Source organism: Streptomyces sp. NPDC058812 (assembly GCF_042744565.1).
GTDB lineage: Bacteria > Actinomycetota > Actinomycetes > Streptomycetales > Streptomycetaceae > Streptomyces > Streptomyces thinghirensis.
The window spans coordinates 57,672-74,006 of the sequence record NZ_JBHYOB010000020.1; the positions used below are offsets into that span (position 1 = coordinate 57,672).

14 protein-coding genes are annotated in these 16,335 nt (G+C 72.6%); 4 read left to right on the plus strand and 10 right to left on the minus strand.

Features of this window, described 5'->3' with window-relative positions; translation table 11 throughout:
- Positions 1-19 precede the first annotated feature (19 nt).
- The 3 genes from ACFW48_RS31395 (at position 20) to ACFW48_RS31405 (ending at position 3,661) form a co-directional block, all read left to right on the plus strand.
- Positions 20-1,354: a polysaccharide lyase family 1 protein gene (locus ACFW48_RS31395; protein ID WP_386320592.1), complete on the plus strand. Its 1,335-nt coding sequence runs from the start codon at positions 20-22 to the stop codon at positions 1,352-1,354.
- Positions 1,355-1,437: 83 nt separating this feature from the next.
- Positions 1,438-2,565 (plus strand): pectinesterase family protein, encoded by a 1,128-nt coding sequence (locus ACFW48_RS31400; RefSeq protein ID WP_386320594.1) that lies wholly within the window; start codon positions 1,438-1,440, stop codon positions 2,563-2,565.
- On the plus strand, positions 2,549-3,661 hold the full coding sequence (locus ACFW48_RS31405) for a dienelactone hydrolase family protein (protein ID WP_386320597.1): 1,113 nt from the start codon (positions 2,549-2,551) through the stop codon (positions 3,659-3,661). Before ACFW48_RS31400 ends, ACFW48_RS31405 begins: the two co-directional genes overlap by 17 nt.
- Here the strand turns inward: ACFW48_RS31405 and ACFW48_RS31410 are convergent.
- The 10 genes from ACFW48_RS31410 to ACFW48_RS31455 all read right to left on the minus strand — a co-directional run bounded on the left by ACFW48_RS31410 (position 3,642) and on the right by ACFW48_RS31455 (position 14,535).
- Entirely contained in the window at positions 3,642-5,858 is a 2,217-nt protein-coding gene (locus ACFW48_RS31410; RefSeq protein WP_386320599.1) for a family 43 glycosylhydrolase, read from the minus strand. The two genes, ACFW48_RS31405 and ACFW48_RS31410, sit on opposite strands and share 20 nt — an antisense overlap.
- A gap of 246 nt (positions 5,859-6,104) precedes the next feature.
- Positions 6,105-6,938, minus strand: a complete 834-nt coding sequence (locus tag ACFW48_RS31415) for a pectate lyase (RefSeq protein WP_386320601.1) — start codon at positions 6,936-6,938, stop codon at positions 6,105-6,107.
- A 114-nt stretch (positions 6,939-7,052) separates the two neighbouring features.
- A complete protein-coding gene (locus ACFW48_RS31420; protein ID WP_386320604.1) occupies positions 7,053-7,910 on the minus strand; it encodes a hypothetical protein in 858 nt (285 codons plus the stop codon).
- Positions 7,907-8,473, minus strand: a complete 567-nt coding sequence (locus ACFW48_RS31425; RefSeq protein ID WP_386320606.1) for a SigE family RNA polymerase sigma factor — start codon at positions 8,471-8,473, stop codon at positions 7,907-7,909. The genes ACFW48_RS31420 and ACFW48_RS31425 overlap by 4 nt, the downstream gene beginning before the upstream one ends.
- Positions 8,474-8,612: 139 nt before the next feature.
- Positions 8,613-10,067 (minus strand): peptidoglycan D,D-transpeptidase FtsI family protein, encoded by a 1,455-nt coding sequence (locus tag ACFW48_RS31430; protein ID WP_386320607.1) that lies wholly within the window; start codon positions 10,065-10,067, stop codon positions 8,613-8,615.
- Between the two features lie 64 nt (positions 10,068-10,131).
- Positions 10,132-10,794, minus strand: a complete 663-nt coding sequence (locus tag ACFW48_RS31435) for a response regulator (RefSeq protein WP_386320609.1) — start codon at positions 10,792-10,794, stop codon at positions 10,132-10,134.
- A gap of 91 nt (positions 10,795-10,885) precedes the next feature.
- Positions 10,886-12,208, minus strand: coding sequence for a sensor histidine kinase (locus tag ACFW48_RS31440; RefSeq protein ID WP_386320612.1), 1,323 nt, complete (start codon positions 12,206-12,208; stop codon positions 10,886-10,888).
- Positions 12,205-13,209, minus strand: a complete 1,005-nt coding sequence (locus ACFW48_RS31445) for a hypothetical protein (protein ID WP_386320615.1) — start codon at positions 13,207-13,209, stop codon at positions 12,205-12,207. The genes ACFW48_RS31440 and ACFW48_RS31445 overlap by 4 nt, the downstream gene beginning before the upstream one ends.
- Before the next feature lie 78 nt (positions 13,210-13,287).
- Positions 13,288-13,758 carry a GNAT family N-acetyltransferase gene (locus ACFW48_RS31450; RefSeq protein WP_386320617.1) on the minus strand — a complete coding sequence of 157 codons (471 nt, stop codon included), beginning with the start codon at positions 13,756-13,758 and terminating at the stop codon, positions 13,288-13,290.
- A gap of 3 nt (positions 13,759-13,761) precedes the next feature.
- The gene (locus ACFW48_RS31455; RefSeq protein WP_386320619.1) at positions 13,762-14,535 is read right to left on the minus strand and encodes an IclR family transcriptional regulator; all 774 of its coding nucleotides are present in this window, start codon (positions 14,533-14,535) and stop codon (positions 13,762-13,764) included.
- Between the two features lie 159 nt (positions 14,536-14,694).
- Here ACFW48_RS31455 and ACFW48_RS31460 point away from each other — a divergent pair, with 159 nt between their 5' ends.
- Entirely contained in the window at positions 14,695-16,224 is a 1,530-nt protein-coding gene (locus ACFW48_RS31460; RefSeq protein ID WP_386320622.1) for an aldehyde dehydrogenase (NADP(+)), read from the plus strand.
- Positions 16,225-16,335 lie beyond the last annotated feature (111 nt).

Genomic DNA, 16,335 nt, shown 5'->3' on the forward strand with positions numbered 1-16,335 from the left:
GAAAAGGGAGAGCCGCTTCATGAGCACACAGAGATGGCATGGGCATGCCACGAAGAGAGCCGCCGCGCTGGTCGGCTGCACCGCCCTCGTACTGACCCTGACCGCCGCCACCGCACAGGCCCGCCCCGGCCACCACCACCCCCGCGACACCGCCCGTCAGACGCTGCCGGCGAACGACGGCTGGGCCTCCCACGGCACCGGCACCACCGGCGGGGCCGCCGCCGACGCGGAGCACGTGTACACCGTCTCCACCTGGGCCGAGTTCAAGGCCGCCCTCGCCGCCGGCGGCACCGCGCCGCGGATCATCAAGGTGAAGGGCACGATCGACGCCGTCTCCGAGGGCTGCGACGCCTTCGCCGAACCCGGGTACGACTTCGACGCCTACCTGGAGAAGTACTCCCCGCAGAGCTGGGGCCTGGAGACCGACCTGAGCGACGAGCCCGACGACAGCCCCGAGGGACTGCGCCGCGCCTCCGCCGACCGGCAGGACCGGGCCATCAAGGCGAACGTCCCCGCCGACACCACGATCATCGGCGTCGGGCGGAACGCCGGTATCAAGGGCGCCAGCCTCCAGATCAAGGGCGTGGACAACGTCATCGTCCGCAACCTGACCTTCGAGAGCCCCGTCGACTGCTTCCCCCAGTGGGACCCCACCGACGGCGACAAGGGCAACTGGAACTCCGAGTACGACAGCGCCGTCGTGTACGGGTCGACGCACGTGTGGCTGGACCACAACACCTTCACGGACGGCGAGCACCCCGACAGCGCGGCACCCACCTACTTCGGCATGCTCTACCAGCAGCACGACGGCCAGCTCGACATCGTGCGCGGCGCCGACTACGTCACCGCCTCCTGGAACGTCTTCACCGAACACGACAAGACGATCCTGATCGGCAACAGCGACAGCGAGTCCACCGCCGCCGGTGACCGCGGGCACCTGAAGACGACCTTCCACCACAACGTCTTCAAGGGCCTCGTCGAGCGCGCGCCCCGGGTGCGGTTCGGGCAGGTCGACGTCTACAACAACCACTTCGTGGCGGGCGAGGACTACGCCTACAGCTTCGGCGTCGGCAAGGAGTCCCAGCTCGTCGCCGAGCACAACGCCTTCACCCTGCCGGACGGCGTCAGCCCGGGGAAGGTGCTGAAGCGGTGGAACGACTCGCCGCTCACCGCCGCGCACAACCGCGTCAACGGCCGGAGCGTCGACCTGATCGCCGCGCACAACGCCGAGAACCCGGACACGCCCCTGCGGTCCGGCGCGGGCTGGACGCCCACCCTGCGCACCAAGGTCCTCCCGGCCTGGGCGGTCCCCGTCGTCGTCGACCACGGCGCGGGCGCCGGCCGCCTGCGCTGACGCCCCAGAACCGAGGGCCGGGGCGCCCGCACCGCCCCGGCCCTCCCGCACCCGCAACGTACGCGCACCGAAGGAGCACCGGCATGCACCGACCCGCCCCCTCCCGCAGAGGCTTCCTCCTGACGACCGCCGGCGCGGGCGCCGCCCTCGGCCTCGCGGCCGGCCCCGCCGCCGCCGGCACCCGGCCGCGCCCGCGCCCCTTCGGCCGGTACGGCTCACCGGCCGACCGCCGCACCCCGAGGACCCTGTACGTCGACCCGCACGGCCGCGGCGACTTCACCTCCGTCCAGGCCGCCGTCACCGCCGCCGAGGGCAGCGGCTGGACGCTGGTCCTCGCCCCCGGCATCTACCGTGAGACGGTCTCCGTCGACGCCGACCGCACCGAGGCGACCTGGATCGGCGCCGGTGAGGACCCGCGCGACGTCGTCGTCGTCTACGACAACGCGGCCGGCACCCCCAAGCCGGACGGCTCCGGCAACTACGGCACCAGCGGCTCCGCCACCACCACCGTGCGGGCCGACGGCTTCACCGCCCACCGGATCACCTTCGCCAACGACTGGCTGCGCGCCGACCACCCCGGCTTCAGCGGCACCCAGGCCGTCGCCATCAAGGTCCAGGGCGACCGCTCGGCGTTCCACCACTGCCGTTTCCTCGGCCACCAGGACACCCTCTACGCCGACTCCCGCGACCGGGGCCTCTTCGCCCGCCAGTACTACGCCCACTGCTACGTCGAGGGCGACGTCGACTTCGTCTTCGGCCGGGCGACGGCCGTGTACGAGCACTGCCACTTCCGCACCCTGGTCCGCACCGACCTGTCCGGCGCCCCCCACGGCTTCGTGTTCGCGCCGTCCACGGTGGGCGAGAACCCGCGCGGCTACCTCGTCACGCACGGCCGCGTCAGCAGTGCGGCCCCCGACGGCTACTACAAGCTGGCCCGCCCCTGGGTGCCCAGCTCCGACACCACCGCCCGACCGATGCTCACCGTGCGCGAGACCCGCCTCGGCGCGGGCATCGACGCGGCCGCGCCCTACGCCAACATGCGGGACGCCCACCCCTGGCAGGAGCAGCGGTTCCGGGAGTACCGCAACACCGGCCCCGGCGCCGCGATCACCGTCCCCGAGAACCGGCCCCAGCTCACCCGCGCCGAGGCCGCGTCGCACACCCGGGAGGCGTACCTCGGCGACTGGCGCCCGTATGACGGCCGGCGGTGACCTGCCCGACGACCCGGCCGGCGGCCCGCACGGTGGGCTGCCCGGCTTCCATCCGGCGCTCAAGGACGAGCTGACGTTCCCGCTCGCCTGGGGCAGCTCGCCGGTGCGGGACTTCGAGGCGTGGCGGCGGACGGCCCGCGCGACGGTCGAGGAACATCTCCTCGTCGACCGGCAGGACGACACGCCCTACGCCCCGGAGTTCGCCGCCCGCTCGGACGGTGACGGGTACACACGGGAACTGGTCACCCTCTCCCTCACCCGTTACGGACGGGTCCGCGGCGCCCTGCTCACCCCGCACGGCGCCGGGCCCTTCCCGGCCGTCCTGCTCCTGCACGACCACGGCTCCCGCTTCGACATCGGCAAGGAGAAGGCGGTCCGGCCCTGGTACGACGACTCCCGGCTCGCCGCCGCCGAAGAGTGGGCGGACCGGCACTTCGACGGGCGCTTCCCCGGCGACGAACTGGCCCGGCGCGGGTACGTGGTGTTCTGCGCGGACGCCCTGGGCTGGGGCGACCGCGAGCCGCTCACCTACGAGCGGCAACAGGCCCTCGCCAGTGGCCTCTTCCACCTCGGCAGCTCGCTCGCCGGGCTCCTGGCCCGGGAGGACGAGCGCGCCGCCGGCTTCCTGGCCTCCCTCGACCGCGTGGACGCCCGGCGGATCGCGGCCGTCGGCTTCTCCATGGGCGGCTACCGCGCCTGGCAGACCGCCGCCCTCAGCGACGCCGTCGCCGCCGCGGTGAGCGTGTGCTGGATGACCGGCCTGAAGGAGCTGCTGGTGCCCGGCAGCAACACCCTGCGCGGGCAGTCCGCGTTCCACATGCTCCACCCCGGCCTCGCCCGGCACCTCGACCTCCCCGACGTGGCGAGCATCGCCGCGCCCAGGCCGATGCTGTTCCTCGGCGGTGCGCAGGACCACCTGTTCACCGCCGAGGGTGTGCGCACCGCCTACGACAGGCTGCGCGCCGTCTGGCACTCCCGGGGCGCCGCCGATCGGCTGCGCACCGAGACCTGGCCGGACGTCGGACACGCCTTTCCGCGGCGCATGCAGGACGAGGTCTTCGCGTGGCTGGAGTCGGTCACCGCCGCACCGGCCTGACCGACTCCAGGGTCGGCACCACCGGTTCGATCGTGCCGCCCGCCGCGAAGCGCAGCCGGTCGATCGTGGTCTCCCGGTGCGTGCCGTCCCCGCCCGGCTTCCCGGGCCCGTTCAGCGCGAAGCGGTGGTAGACGATGTACCAGTCGTCGGTGCCGGGCGTGTTGACCACGGAGTGGTGGCCGGTGCCGAGGATGCCGTACTCCGGGCGCTTGGACAGGATCGTGCCGCGCTCGGTCCACGGGCCGAGCGGGGTCGGTCCGGTCGCGTAGGCCACGTGGTAGTTCTCGCTGCGGGTGTCGTCCTCGGACCACATGAAGTAGTACGTGCCGTCGCGCTCCACGACGAAGGACCCCTCGCGGAAGTCCTCCGGGGTGATGTCCTTCACCCGGGAGGCGTCGAAGGACACCATGTCGTCGTTGAGCGGGACGACGTAGCCGCGCCCGTTGCCCCAGTACAGGTACGACGTCCCGTCGTCGTCCGTGAAGACGGACGGGTCGATCATCTGCCCGCCGAACCGCCCCTTGGCCACCAGCGGTTTGCCCAGCGCGTCCCGGAACGGGCCGGCCGGCGAGTCGGCCACCGCGACGCCGATCTGCTGTTCGGCGCAGAAGTAGAAGTAGTACTTGCCGTCCCGCTCGGCGATCGCCGGGGCCCAGGCGTTCTTGTCGGCCCAGGCGACGTCCGGCCCCAGGTCGAGGATGACGCCGTGGTCCTTCCAGTGGACCAGGTCCTTCGACGAGAACGCCTTGAACCGCGTACCGCTCCAGCCGGGGAAGCCGTCCGTCGTCGGGTAGATCCAGTACCGGCCGTCCATGTACCGGACGTCCGGGTCCGCGTACAGGCCGGGCAGGACCGGGCTGCGGGTGGGCACCGCCTCGACCGTCCAGGCGCGTTTCGTGCCGTCCGCGGCCGTCACCGTGTACGTCTGCGGCTTGCGGAAGTCGCGGCGCGTGCCGGACCTCGGGCTGACCGTCGCGCCCTCGCCGGCCCACAGCTTCGGGGCGAGGTCGCGCGGGTTCGCGCGGGGCTCCATCGGCAGGACGACCCTGCTCGTCTCCTCGCTGACGACCGCGTACCCTTTCTGGCCGCGTGCCGTGACGTCCACGACCGACGCGGGACTGGCCGGGTAGGCGCCCAGCAGCCGGTCGTACTCCGCCTGCGTCACCGGGATCACCGTGCCGTGCCGCGGGCTCGCGGGCAGCTGGTAGTCGGTCGACGGCGTCCACTCGCCCGAGTCGAGGTCGGTGGTCTCGAAGGGGAGGTATCCCCGGCCGCCGTACTCGTCGACGAACAGGTACCACTTCTCCTCGGTGTTGGACTTGAACACCGTCGGTCCCTCGCCGCGGTCCATCGCGCCGCGGCCGATGCAGTCCGAGACGAAGTCGTACGAGGTGTCGGTCAGGGACGTCGACTTCTCGCCGGTGATGAACTTCGAGCAGGGCGAGCCGGAGGACGGGTCGCGCTCGTCCTTGGTGTAGCGGTAGTACGTGTCGTCGTGCTCGACGACCGTCGAGTCGATGACCGAGTAGCCCGGGTCGTTCCAGACCTTCGGCTCGCTGAAGGTGCGGAAGTCCTCGGTGGTCGCGTACAGCATCCTGTTGTACGTCGAACCGGTGTGGTCCGGGTCGTCGTCGGCGTAGAGCTTGGACGCCCAGAAGACCACGTACGCGTCGAGCTCGTCGTCCCAGTAGGCCTCCGGTGCCCAGGTGTTGCCCGCGTTGTCCGGGGACACCTTCGCCAGGCGCTGGTCGGTCCAGTGGACCAGGTCGGTGGACTCCCACACCATGATCGACTTGCTGCCGTGCCGCTGGACCTCGTCCCAGCTGCCGCTGCTGTTCCGGTACATCCGCAGGTCGGTGGCGATCATGTAGAACTTGTCGCCCTCGGGCGAGCGGATCACGAACGGGTCGCGCAGCCCCTTCTCGCCGATCGTGGACGTCAGCACCGGCTTCCCGGCGTTCAGCTCGCGCCAGTGCAGGGCGTCGTTGCCGCGGCTGAGGGCGTAGCGGATCTGCTCGCCGTCGGCGGTGCCCTCGCCGGTGAAGTAGGCGAAGAGGTATCCCGCGTATTTCGGGGACCCGGCGGGGCTCACGGGCGGTGCTCCCGGGTGTGCGGCACCCGGCGGGGCGGCGAGCAGGGCGAGGAGGAGAGCGAGGAAGGGGATCAGAAGCGTGCGACGGGCGGTGTGGCGGCGCATGACACTTCCTGTGGGAGTCTGAGGGGTTCTGTTGGATGGTGTGCCCTCGGAGTGTCACCGGTGGGAGTCGAGACGTCAACGGGACGGCAGGGGGCGAAAGTTTCGGACCGGGCCCGGTCCCTGAGAAGGGGAACGCCCCCACCGGTCGTCACCGGCGGGGGCGTTCGACGGCCGGCCGAGTGGGGGCTCGGACGGCGCGCACCGGCCCGGGGGGCGGGCCGGCGGATCAGGGGTGCGCCCCGGCGGTCACTCGTACGCGATGTCCGAGCCGGTGAAGTCGCACGTCTTGCCGTACGGGCCGACCGGGGAGAGCTTCTTGGGCTCCTTGCCCGAGCTGTTGCCCTCGAAGCGGACACAGGTCTCGATCTTCTTCTTGCCGTCGCCGTGGACGCGGATGTTCCGCAGGGCCGCCGTGTCGCCGTAGTTCTGGTTGACGCCGACGATCGACTTGCCGGGCGCGGTGATGTCCACGTCGTTGATGATGACCGTGCGCTGGTACTGCTTGCCGCAGTTGCCGCAGGAGCGGACCAGCTTGCCGAAGTTCTCGACCCGGAACTTCGAGACGACGAGCTTGCCCGCGCCGTTGAACTGGAGCACCTTGTCGTCGGCGTTCCTCGCGCCGCCGCCGTACACCTTGTAGACCGCCGAGGCCGAGGTGCCCTTGAAGCTGGCGGCGTCCTCGCCGACGTCCAGCCACCACACGTTCTGCAGGGTGCAGGAGCCCTTGCAGTGGACGCCGTCGGCGGCCGGGGTGCCGATGACGACGTTCTTCAGCGTGGCGCCGTCCGCCAGCTCGAAGACCGGATCCTGGCCCTCGTCCTGGCTGTCGCCGCCCAGGGCGCCGGTGCCGTAGAACTTCTTCATCCCGCCGTCGTACGTCCCCTTGACCGGGATCGTCGACGAGACGGGCTTGCCGCCGGTGTCCGTGGGCCAGGACGACGCGGCACCCGCGGTGGACAGCATCGTCGTGGTGACGACCGCCGCACCGGTGAGGCCGAAGGCAGCGGTTCCGGCGATCACCGCCCGCCGCTTGGTGACCCGGCGGCGGTGGCGGACGCGCTGTTCAGCTCGTGCAGTCATGCTCGTGTTCCTTGCGTGGGGAGAGGATCTTCGCGCTTCCTGGTCGCCACTGGTGAGGAAAGGGTTGCCGCGTCCTCAAGGTTTCTCATGACTCGGCTGCCACGCGGCGGCTCTTCACGAACCGCCGTCGCGGGGAGCGAAGTCGCCCTGCACCGAGAGTCGTTCGGAGCCGGCGGTGGCCGTCGCGGAGTAGCGGTCGCCGCCCGCGTCCCGGCCGCCGCGCTCGTGGTCGTACTGGCCGGCGAACATCCACTCGCCCGCCGGGACCGTACGGCCCTGCTCGAGCGTCCACCGGTGGACGAGGAAACCGTCCCGCTCCTCGACCGTGAACGTGAAGTCGTCCTCCGGCAGCGACCGCCAGGCGCCGGTGGACGTGACCCCGCCGGTCTGCGCCACCCGGAGTTCGACGGTGAGCGCGGTCAGCGGTTCACCGGTCTTCAAGGTGATGTTGCTCTGTGCCCAGAAGTCGTTGCTGTGCGGGTCCACCGAGCCGTCCGACCACAGCGGGCCGTCCTCGACGGCGGAGACGGGCCGCCGGGCGGTCGCGCTCCCGGTCGCCGCCGGTGGCCGGGAGGACGCGGGGGCGTCCGGGGTCTTCGTCCCGGGCGGGGCGCTCGGCGTCGGGTCGGCCGGCGGGACGGGGGCCCGGCTGGTGGTGGCCTCCGGTGACGGCGTGGGGGTCGGCGAGGTGGCGACCGAACGCTGCGGGGGAGCGTCGTCCCTGACCGCGGACGCGACCGCGTAGCCGCCGACCGCCAGGACGCCCGCCACCGCGGCCGTGGCACCGGCCACCCGCGCCCAGCCCAGCAGCGGTGGTCGCGTCGCCCGGTGGTGCCCGGGGCGGTCCCGGCCCTGGCCCGCCATGCCGCGCTCGACCCGGGCCAGGATGCGCGCCCGGTCGGGCTCGTGCGCACCGGCCGCCCCGTGCAGCCGGGCGCGCAGCTCCTCGTCCACGTCCCGCTGCCCGGTCATCGGTTCCTTCCCGCGGCTCCACCGCTGCGCGCGATCGCCGCGTGCACCTGCTTCGGAGCCGCCCGCGTACCGAGCAACCGCTGCAGTTCGGCCATCCCCTTCGACGTCTGGCTCTTCACCGTACCCACCGAGACGCCCAGGGCGAGCGCCGTGTCCTTCTCGGAGAGGTCGAACGCGTGCCGCAGCACCACACACGCCCGCTTGCGGAACGGCAGCCGGCGCAGCGCCTCCTGGACGTCCACCACCCCCGCGACGTCCGGGTTCTCCGTCCTCTCCTCGCGCTGCGACCAGAACAGGGCGACCCGTCTGCGCTCCCGTACGGCGGTGCGGACCCGGGTGCGGGCGAGGTTGGCGACGACACCGCGCGCGTACGCCGCCGGATGGTCGGCCGCGCGGACCCGGTCCCAGCGGTGCCACAGGGCCAGCAGGGCGTCCGCCGCCAGGTCGTCGGCGGCGTCCGGCTCGCCGGTCAGCAGGTGGGCGAGGCGGGAGAGTTCGGCGTAGTGGCGCTCGAAGAAGGCGTGGAACTCCGCGGAGGCGGCGTCGTCGACGACTGTCCCCACGGCGGACTCTCCTCGCAGCGGCTTCCCCGGCGTCGAACAGCCGTGCGCCGGGCCCGAGTCCGGAACTGTAGCAGCGTTCGACGCACCGACCGTGCGGTGCGTCGAACGCCGTATGGCAGACCGAACCGGCCCGGGAGAGTCAGCCCTTGAGCGCCGCCTCCATCATCGCCTTGGCCACCGGGGCCGCCAGGCCGTTGCCGCTGACCTCGGAACGGGCCGCGTCGGACTGCTCGATGATGACCGCCACGGCGACCTCCTTGTCCGACGTGTCGGACTTGGCGTACGAGGTGAACCAGGCGTACGGGGTCTTGCTGTTGTTCTCGCCGTGCTGGGCCGTGCCCGTCTTGCCGCCCACGGTCGCGCCGGAGATCTGCGCGTTCGACCCCGTGCCCTTGTCGACGACGGTCTCCATGGCCGACTGCAACTGCTCGGCGGTGGAGGCGCTGACGATCCGCTTCGAGTCCGGGTCGGTGTGGTCCTCCAGGACGTCGCCGCCGCTGTCGGTGATCTGCGACACCATGTGCGGGGAGGCCAGCTCACCGCCGTTGGCGAGGGCCGCGGAGACCATCGCCATCTGGAGCGGGGTCGCCGTCACGTCGAACTGGCCGATGCCCGTCAGGGCCGTCGACGACTCGTTCATGTCCTTCGGGTACACGCTCGTGTAGGCGCGCACCGGCACGTCCTGCGACTCGTCGTTGAAGCCGAACTTCTCGGCCGTCGTCCGCAGCTTGTCCTGGCCGAGGTCGACGGCCATCTTCGCGAAGACGTTGTTGCACGAGTACTGCAGCGCGGTGCGGATCGTGGCGTCCTCGCAGGGCGCGTTGGGGTTCTCGTTGGTCAGGTCCGTCACGGTGCCCGGCAGCGTGTAGGGGTCCGGGCTGTCGGTCTTCTCGTCCACCGAGCCGTACAGCCCGTCCTCCAGCGCGGCGGCCGCCACCACCAGCTTGAACGTCGAGCCCGGCGGCAGCGGCTGGCGCAGCGCGCGGTTGGTCAGCGGCTTGTCGGGGTCGCTGGTGAGCTTCTCCCAGGCCTCACCTGCGGTGTTGGCGTCGGTCAGCGACGTCGGGTCGTACGACGGGGTCGACACGACCGACAGGATCCGGCCCGTCTTCGGGTCGATCGCGACGGCGGCGCCCTTGGTCTCGCCCAGCGCCTCGAACCCGGCCTTCTGCACGGCCGGGTCGATCGTCGTGACCACGTTGCCCGGCTCGGCCCGCGTGCCGGTGATCGTGTCCATCACCGTCTTCAGCCGCGGGTCGGTGCCGTTGAGCACGTCCTGGTAGATGCCCTCCAGCTGCGTCGGCGCGTACGCCTGCGAGGCGTAGCCCGTCACCGCCGCGTACAGCCTGCCCTTGTCGTACGTGCGCTTGTAGGCGAGGTCACCCCCCTCCGTCGGCGCCGAGCCGGTGATCGACCGGCCGGCCACGATGATGTTCCCGAGCGGCTCCGCGTACGTCTCGATCGCGTTCCGCCGGTTCTCCTTGTCGTCCGCGAGTGCCTCGGCGTCGTAGAACTGCACCCAGGTCGCCCTGACCAGCAGAGCGAACACCAGGAGCAGCGTGAAGACCGATGCGCGCCTGATCGTCTTGTTCATCCCACTGAGAGGACGAACGGGCGGGAGCGAATCGTTCCGTCCGCCCCGATTTCTCATCTTCCGTTCATGAAAGGGGCTTGGTGAAGCCCGCCTCGTAGGCCCGGATCACCGCCTGGGTACGGTCCCGCGTGCCGGTCTTGGCGAGTACCGACGCGACGTGGGTCTTCACCGTGGCGGGCCCCACCCGCATGCGCTCGGCGATCTCCGCGTTGGTCAGCCCGGTCGCCATGAGGCGCAGCACCTCGCCCTCGCGTTCGGTGAGCCGCGCCACCCAGGCCGGCGGGGCGGGGTTCGCGCGCGCGTGCTCGGCGGCCAGCGTCCGTACCGCCGCCGGGAACAGCAGCGTGTCGCTGTGCGCCACCAGCCGTACGGACTGGACGAGGGTGTCGGCGTCGGCGCGCTTGAGCAGGAAGCCGGCGGCTCCGGCGCGCAGCGCGTCGTAGACGTAGGAGTCGTTCTCGAAGGTGGTCACGACCACGATGCGGGGCGGTGCGTCGAGCGTGGCGAGGATCTGCTCGGTGGCGCGGATGCCGTCGACCTCGGGCATGCGGACGTCCATGAGGACCACGTCCGGCCGGGTCTCCCGCACGACGGAGACGGCCTCGGCCCCGGTGGCCGCCTCGCCGGCGACCTCCATGTCCGGCTCGGCGGAGAGGATGGCGCGCAGGGCGCTGCGGACCATGCGCTCGTCGTCGGCGAGGACGATCCGGATCGGCGGGCGGGTCACACGGTCTCCTTGGGGTGGGTCACGCGGTCTTTTTCGGGCGGCGCCATACGGTCTGGCTTCGGGCGGGCTCACACGGTCTCCGTCGGACGGGTCACGCGTTCTCTGGCGAGTGGGTCACACGGTCACCTTCGGGCGGGGGGAACACGGTTCCCTTCAGCGGCAGTCGTACGTGGAGCCGCCACGTCCCCTCGACGTTGCCCGCCTCCGCCGCGCCGCCCAGCAGACGGGCCCGGTCGGCGATGCCGCGCAGGCCGTGGCCGCCACCGGGGCGGCGTGACGTGTCGTCGGCCCGGCCGGCCTCGCCTGCCTCGCCGAGGGGGTTCTCGACGGTGATCCGCAGGTGATCGTCCATCACGTCGACGCACAGCGCCACGGCGACCTGTCCGCCCGCGTGCCTGAGCGCGTTGCTCAGCCCCTCCTGCACGATGCGGTACGCCTCGCGGGAGACCAGCGGCGGCAGCGCCTCCGGGTCGGTGGCGACGGTGGCCGTCACCCGCAGTCCGCCCGCGCGGGTGCGGCGCAGCAGGCCGTCGAGGTCGGCGGCGAGCGTCGGCGCCGGCGCGGTGCCGGGCGCGTCGCCGTCGCGCAGGACGCCCAGGACGGCGTCGAGTTCGCCGACCGTGCGCCGCGTGGTGTCCTCGATCGCGGCGAGGGCCTCGCGGGCGAACTCCGGGTCGGTGTCCAGGAGCCGGCGGGCCGCGCTCGCCTGGAGGGTGACCGCGCTCAGGGCGTGGCCGACGGAGTCGTGCAGCTCGCGCGCGAGCCGGTTGCGGACGGCGAGGTCGGCGGCGCGTGCCTCGGCCGCCACGACCCGGTCCTCGGGGGAGGGGCCGAGCAGCGCGGGCGCCCAGCGGGCCAGCAGCGCGCCGCACCCGGCGGCGCATCCGGCGAGCGCGACCAGCATCGCGGCGCCCGCGACCGGCGCGAGCGCGAGCGCCCAGGTGTGGTGGAGGACGCCCGGCAGGCCCGCCCGCTCGTCGCGCAGTGCCGGCACGAAGGGCAGCGCGATCAGCGCGGCCGCGAACGGCGGCACCGCGAGCGACATCCCCGCGATGATCCCGCCGGCCCCCAGGTGCAGCGTGAACCAGGCCGCCGTGCGCCCCTTCTCGCCCTTGGTCCGGGCGGGCCCGTAGGCGAGCCGGTCGGCCCCGACCCCGCACAGCCACCGCACCACGCCGGACTCCAGGGGGCGGGTCAGGGGGAACAGCGAGGTGACGGCGGCGAGCGGCAAACCGAAGGCGAACGAGGCCAGTTGCAGGGAGAACGAGCGGAAGACGTCCGCGTCCCCGGCGACCGGGCCTACGACGACCGAGCCGACGAGGACGTACGGCATGGCGAGCGCGCCACCGAGGATCAGGTGGACCCACCGCAGGCGCGCCCGCCGGCCGAACAGGAACCGGGCGAGTGCGGTCACGGCAGCCTGCGGGCCGTGGCCGACCGCCGGGCGAGGAAGTGGGCGCCGACTGAGGCGAGGAGAAGACCGACGGTCATCTGCCCAGCGTAGGCGAGCAACATCAGCTGTGCCGGGCGGTCGGCGGGATCATCGGCCGGCAGCAGCGCGGCGAGCAGCACCCAGCCGCCCCAGCAGGCCGCGGCACCGGAACCGACCCAGGCGGCGGCGAGCGGCACCGTCACCGGCAGGACGCGGGCGCGGTGGAAGGCGAGCAGCAGCGTGCCGCCGACCGCCGCGAGGAGGAAGGCGACGTGCATGCCCTCCAGCACCCGGAAGTCGCTGGTGCGGTCCCCGGCCCCGAGCCCCGCCGTGCCGCCGCACGCCCAGTACAGCCGCACGGCGAGCGGGAACGACGCGAGGGCCGCCCCGGCGACGGCGACGGCCTTGAACGGCGTCCGGACGACGCCGACCGGCAGCTCCCACACCCGCCCGCGCCACAGATGTCCCCAGCGGTCCCGTGCGTAGAACACGAACAGTGTCCCGAGGGCGAGTCCCTGCACGATGAACCCGGTGTACACGATGCCGAACACCCATGCGTCGAGGAAGGGTTCACGCCCCGGACCGGACTCGGTGGCGGTGTCGCCGCCGAGCGCCCGCGTCAGGAGCTGCAGCGGGAACCCCGTCATGATCGGCGCGAGCAGCCCCGCGGCGACCCACACCGGGAACGCCAGCGGCCACGCCGGCACCCGCACGCCCCACGGCCGGGTCAGCATCAGCGCCAGCACGATCACACAGCTGTCCAGCAGCAGGGTGAGCCCGTTGGCCGCGATCATGGTGGCCCGGTGGTCCAGCAGGACGCTGCCTTCCGGGATCCCGGTCCGACTCCCCGCGATCCAGGCGACCTTGAGACCGACGTACGGCAGGCAGGCGAGGACGGCGACCGCCCGCAGCAGCCGGCGGGTCCGGGCGGTGCCGGGGGACGCGGTGGCCGGGGAGGGGGTGGATGCGAACGTCTGCGTCATGCCTCCACGCTCCCGCGCGGACCACCCCGGGCACGTCCTGCGCACCGACGATCCGGCTCCGCCGCGCGGCGGAGCCGGTCAGCCCGCGAGGTGGAGTACCAGCTCGTCGATCTCCTCGCCCCGGGCCGGGGCGAACCCCCGGGCGTGGGCGCTCTCCTCGAAGCCGCACTTCTCCAGGACACGCAGCGACCCGGTGTTGTCCGCCGCCGCCCGCGCGTACAGCGGACGGTCCGGCACCTCGGCCAGCAACACGCGCAGCGCCGCCGTGGCCACGCCCCGGCCCCAGTAGGCCCGGTCCACCCAGTACGTCACCTCGCGCTCGCCCGGCTCCCCGTACACCGCCGCGCTGCCGATGACGTCACCGTCGCCGAGGATCGTCCGCACGACGTCGGCCGAGGCCCGGATCTTGCTCCAGTGGGTCTCGAAGGCGTCCCAGTCCGCCGGATTCTCGGGGGTGAAGGCCGCCATGCGCAGGGCCTCCGGATCGTTCATCTGCCGGAAGAAGACGGGCAGATCACTGTCGTGTACCTCGCGCAGAGCGATGTGCATGGATCAGAGCCTACGCGTGGCCAGCGTCAGCCGGTCCCGCGCGTCGAAAAGCGCGTCCTTCACCATCTGCTCGTGCGCGGGCGTCAGCCGCGCCACCGGCACCGAGCAGCTGATCGCGTCCCGCGCGGGGGTGCGGTAGGGGACCGCCACACCGAAGCAGCGCAGCCCCAGCGTGTTCTCCTCGCGGTCCACGGCGAAGCCCTGCTCCCGCACTTGCCGCAGCTCCTCGATGAGCCTCTCCCGGTCGGTGATCGTGTGCTCGGTCAGCGCGGGCAGGGTCTGAGGGAGCAGCTTGCGGACCTGCTCGTCGGTGTACGTGCTCAGCAGCGCCTTGCCCAGCGACGTCGAGTGGGCGGGCAGCCGGCGGCCGACCCGGGTGAACGGCCGCAGGTAGTGCTGCGACTGGCGGGTGGCGAGGTAGACGACGTTGGTGCCGTCCAGGCGCGCGAGGTGGATGGTCTCCGTGGTGTCGTCGGAGAGCCGGTCCAGTGTCGGCCGCGCCGCCGCGACCACCTCGTCGCCGTCGATGTACGACGTGCCGACCAGCAGCGCCCGGACACCGATGCCGTACCGCGTGCCCGTCGCGTCCGTCTCCACCCAGCCCAGCTCCACCAGCGTGCGCAGCAGCATGTAGAGACTGGACTTGGGATACCCGACGGCCTCCTGGACCGACGCCAGGGAGTGCATACCGGGGCGTCCGGCGAAGTACTCGAGCAGTTCAACCGTCCGTACCGCGGACTTGACCTGCGCTCCGCCCCCCGTCTCGACAGCCGACATCGCCCTTGACCCCTTCGTTAGACGGGAAATAGTCTCCGACAGCATATTCATCATCAGAGACAGCGTTCAGTATATCGAACGAGTCGATGGCGGACGAGTCGATGGCGAACGAGTCCGGCGCAGAGCACGTTCCGAGCAGAGCACGTGGAGGGACCCGCGGTGGCAGCAGCACCAGTCTGGAGTGTCGACCCCCGTACCGGGAAGCAGCGTGAACAGGTCGCGGTGGAAGCCACGGCCCAGGAGGTGGACGCCGCCGTCCGCGCCGCGCACGCCGCCCGGGACGCGCTCGCCGACCGTACCGTCCGCGCGGCGTTCCTGCGTACCGCCGCCGACGAGCTGAAGGCGGCCGAGAGCACCCTCGTCGAGGTGGCCGACGCGGAGACCGCGCTCGGCCCGGTCCGGCTCACCGGCGAACTCGCCCGCACCTGCTACCAGCTGCGGGCCTTCGCCGACATCGTCGACGAGGGCGAGTTCCTCGGCGTCGTCGTCAACCACCCCGACGACACCGCGACCCCGCCCATCCCGGACCTGCGCCGCTACAAGGTGCCCCTCGGCGTCGTCGCCGTCTACTCGGCCTCCAACTTCCCCTTCGCCTTCTCCGTCCCCGGCGGCGACACGGCGAGCGCGCTCGCGGCCGGCTGCCCGGTCGTGGTCAAGGCCCACCCCGACCACCCGGCCCTGTCCGAGCTGGTCGCCAAGGTGCTGCGCCGGGCCGCCGCCCGGCACGACATCCCGGACGGCGTCGTCGGCCTGGTGCACGGCTTCGAGTCCGGCGTCGAACTGATCAAGCACCCGCTGGTCGCGGCGGCCGGCTTCACCGGGTCCGTCCGGGGTGGCCGCGCGCTGTTCGACGCGGCGGCGGCCCGCCCCGTCCCCATTCCCTTCCACGGCGAGCTGGGCTCGCTGAACCCGGTCGTCGTCACGGAGGCGGCGGCCGCCGAGCGGGCGGAGGCGATCGGTGCCGGCCTGGCCGGTTCGATGACGCTGGGCGTCGGCCAGTTCTGCGTGAAGCCCGGCCTGGTCCTGGTGCCGTCGGGCGCCGCCGGTGACGGCCTGGTCAAGTCCCTCACGGACGCGGTCAGCGACACCGACGCCGGCGTGCTGCTCGACCACCGCATGCGGGACAACTTCGTCGCCGGCGTCGCCGAGCGCGCGGCGCTGCCCGACGTGGACTCCCCGGTGACGCCGGGCTCGGGCGGCGAGCACACCGTCGCCGCCGGGTTCCTCACCGTGCCGGCCGGGCGGCTGGCGGCGGAGGGCGAGCACGACCTGCTCCTCGAGGAGTGCTTCGGGCCGGTCACCGTGGTGGCCCGCTACGAGGACGAGGCCGAGGTGCGGGGCGTGCTGTCCCGGCTCCCCGGCAACCTCACGGCGACCGTGCACTTCTCCGCCGAGGAGGCGGCGGGTCAGGGGCGCGGGGCGGAGATCCTCGCGGAGCTGACGCCGCTCGCGGGGCGGGTGCTGGTCAACGGCTGGCCGACCGGTGTCGCCGTGGCGGCGGCTCAGCAGCACGGGGGGCCGTACCCCGCGACCACGTCGACGTCCACCTCGGTGGGGGGTACGGCCATTGAGCGGTGGCTGCGGCCGGTCGCGTATCAGGGGGCGCCTGAGGCGTTGCTGCCGCCGGAGTTGCGGGACGACAATCCGCTGGGGCTGCCTCGGCGGTTCAACGGGGTTCTGGAGCGGTAGCGCCGTCAGGGTTCGGTTGTCTGCGGGGTGCTGCGCCGCCGTGGCTGTTCGCGCCCACGCGGCGGAGCCGCAAATCGATGCAGCCCCGCGCCCCTGGGGATCCGCACGGAT

Coding starts and splice junctions, on each gene's coding strand:
- ACFW48_RS31450 (WP_386320617.1), bottom strand. CDS start 13,758: ATGCACATCGCTCTGCGCGAGGTACACGACAGTGATCTGCCCGTCTTC.
- ACFW48_RS31405 (WP_386320597.1), top strand. CDS start 2,549: ATGACGGCCGGCGGTGACCTGCCCGACGACCCGGCCGGCGGCCCGCAC.
- ACFW48_RS31445 (WP_386320615.1), bottom strand. CDS start 13,209: ATGACGCAGACGTTCGCATCCACCCCCTCCCCGGCCACCGCGTCCCCC.
- ACFW48_RS31395 (WP_386320592.1), top strand. CDS start 20: ATGAGCACACAGAGATGGCATGGGCATGCCACGAAGAGAGCCGCCGCG.
- ACFW48_RS31420 (WP_386320604.1), bottom strand. CDS start 7,910: ATGACCGGGCAGCGGGACGTGGACGAGGAGCTGCGCGCCCGGCTGCAC.
- ACFW48_RS31415 (WP_386320601.1), bottom strand. CDS start 6,938: ATGACTGCACGAGCTGAACAGCGCGTCCGCCACCGCCGCCGGGTCACC.
- ACFW48_RS31400 (WP_386320594.1), top strand. CDS start 1,438: ATGCACCGACCCGCCCCCTCCCGCAGAGGCTTCCTCCTGACGACCGCC.
- ACFW48_RS31430 (WP_386320607.1), bottom strand. CDS start 10,067: ATGAACAAGACGATCAGGCGCGCATCGGTCTTCACGCTGCTCCTGGTG.
- ACFW48_RS31455 (WP_386320619.1), bottom strand. CDS start 14,535: ATGTCGGCTGTCGAGACGGGGGGCGGAGCGCAGGTCAAGTCCGCGGTA.
- ACFW48_RS31410 (WP_386320599.1), bottom strand. CDS start 5,858: ATGCGCCGCCACACCGCCCGTCGCACGCTTCTGATCCCCTTCCTCGCT.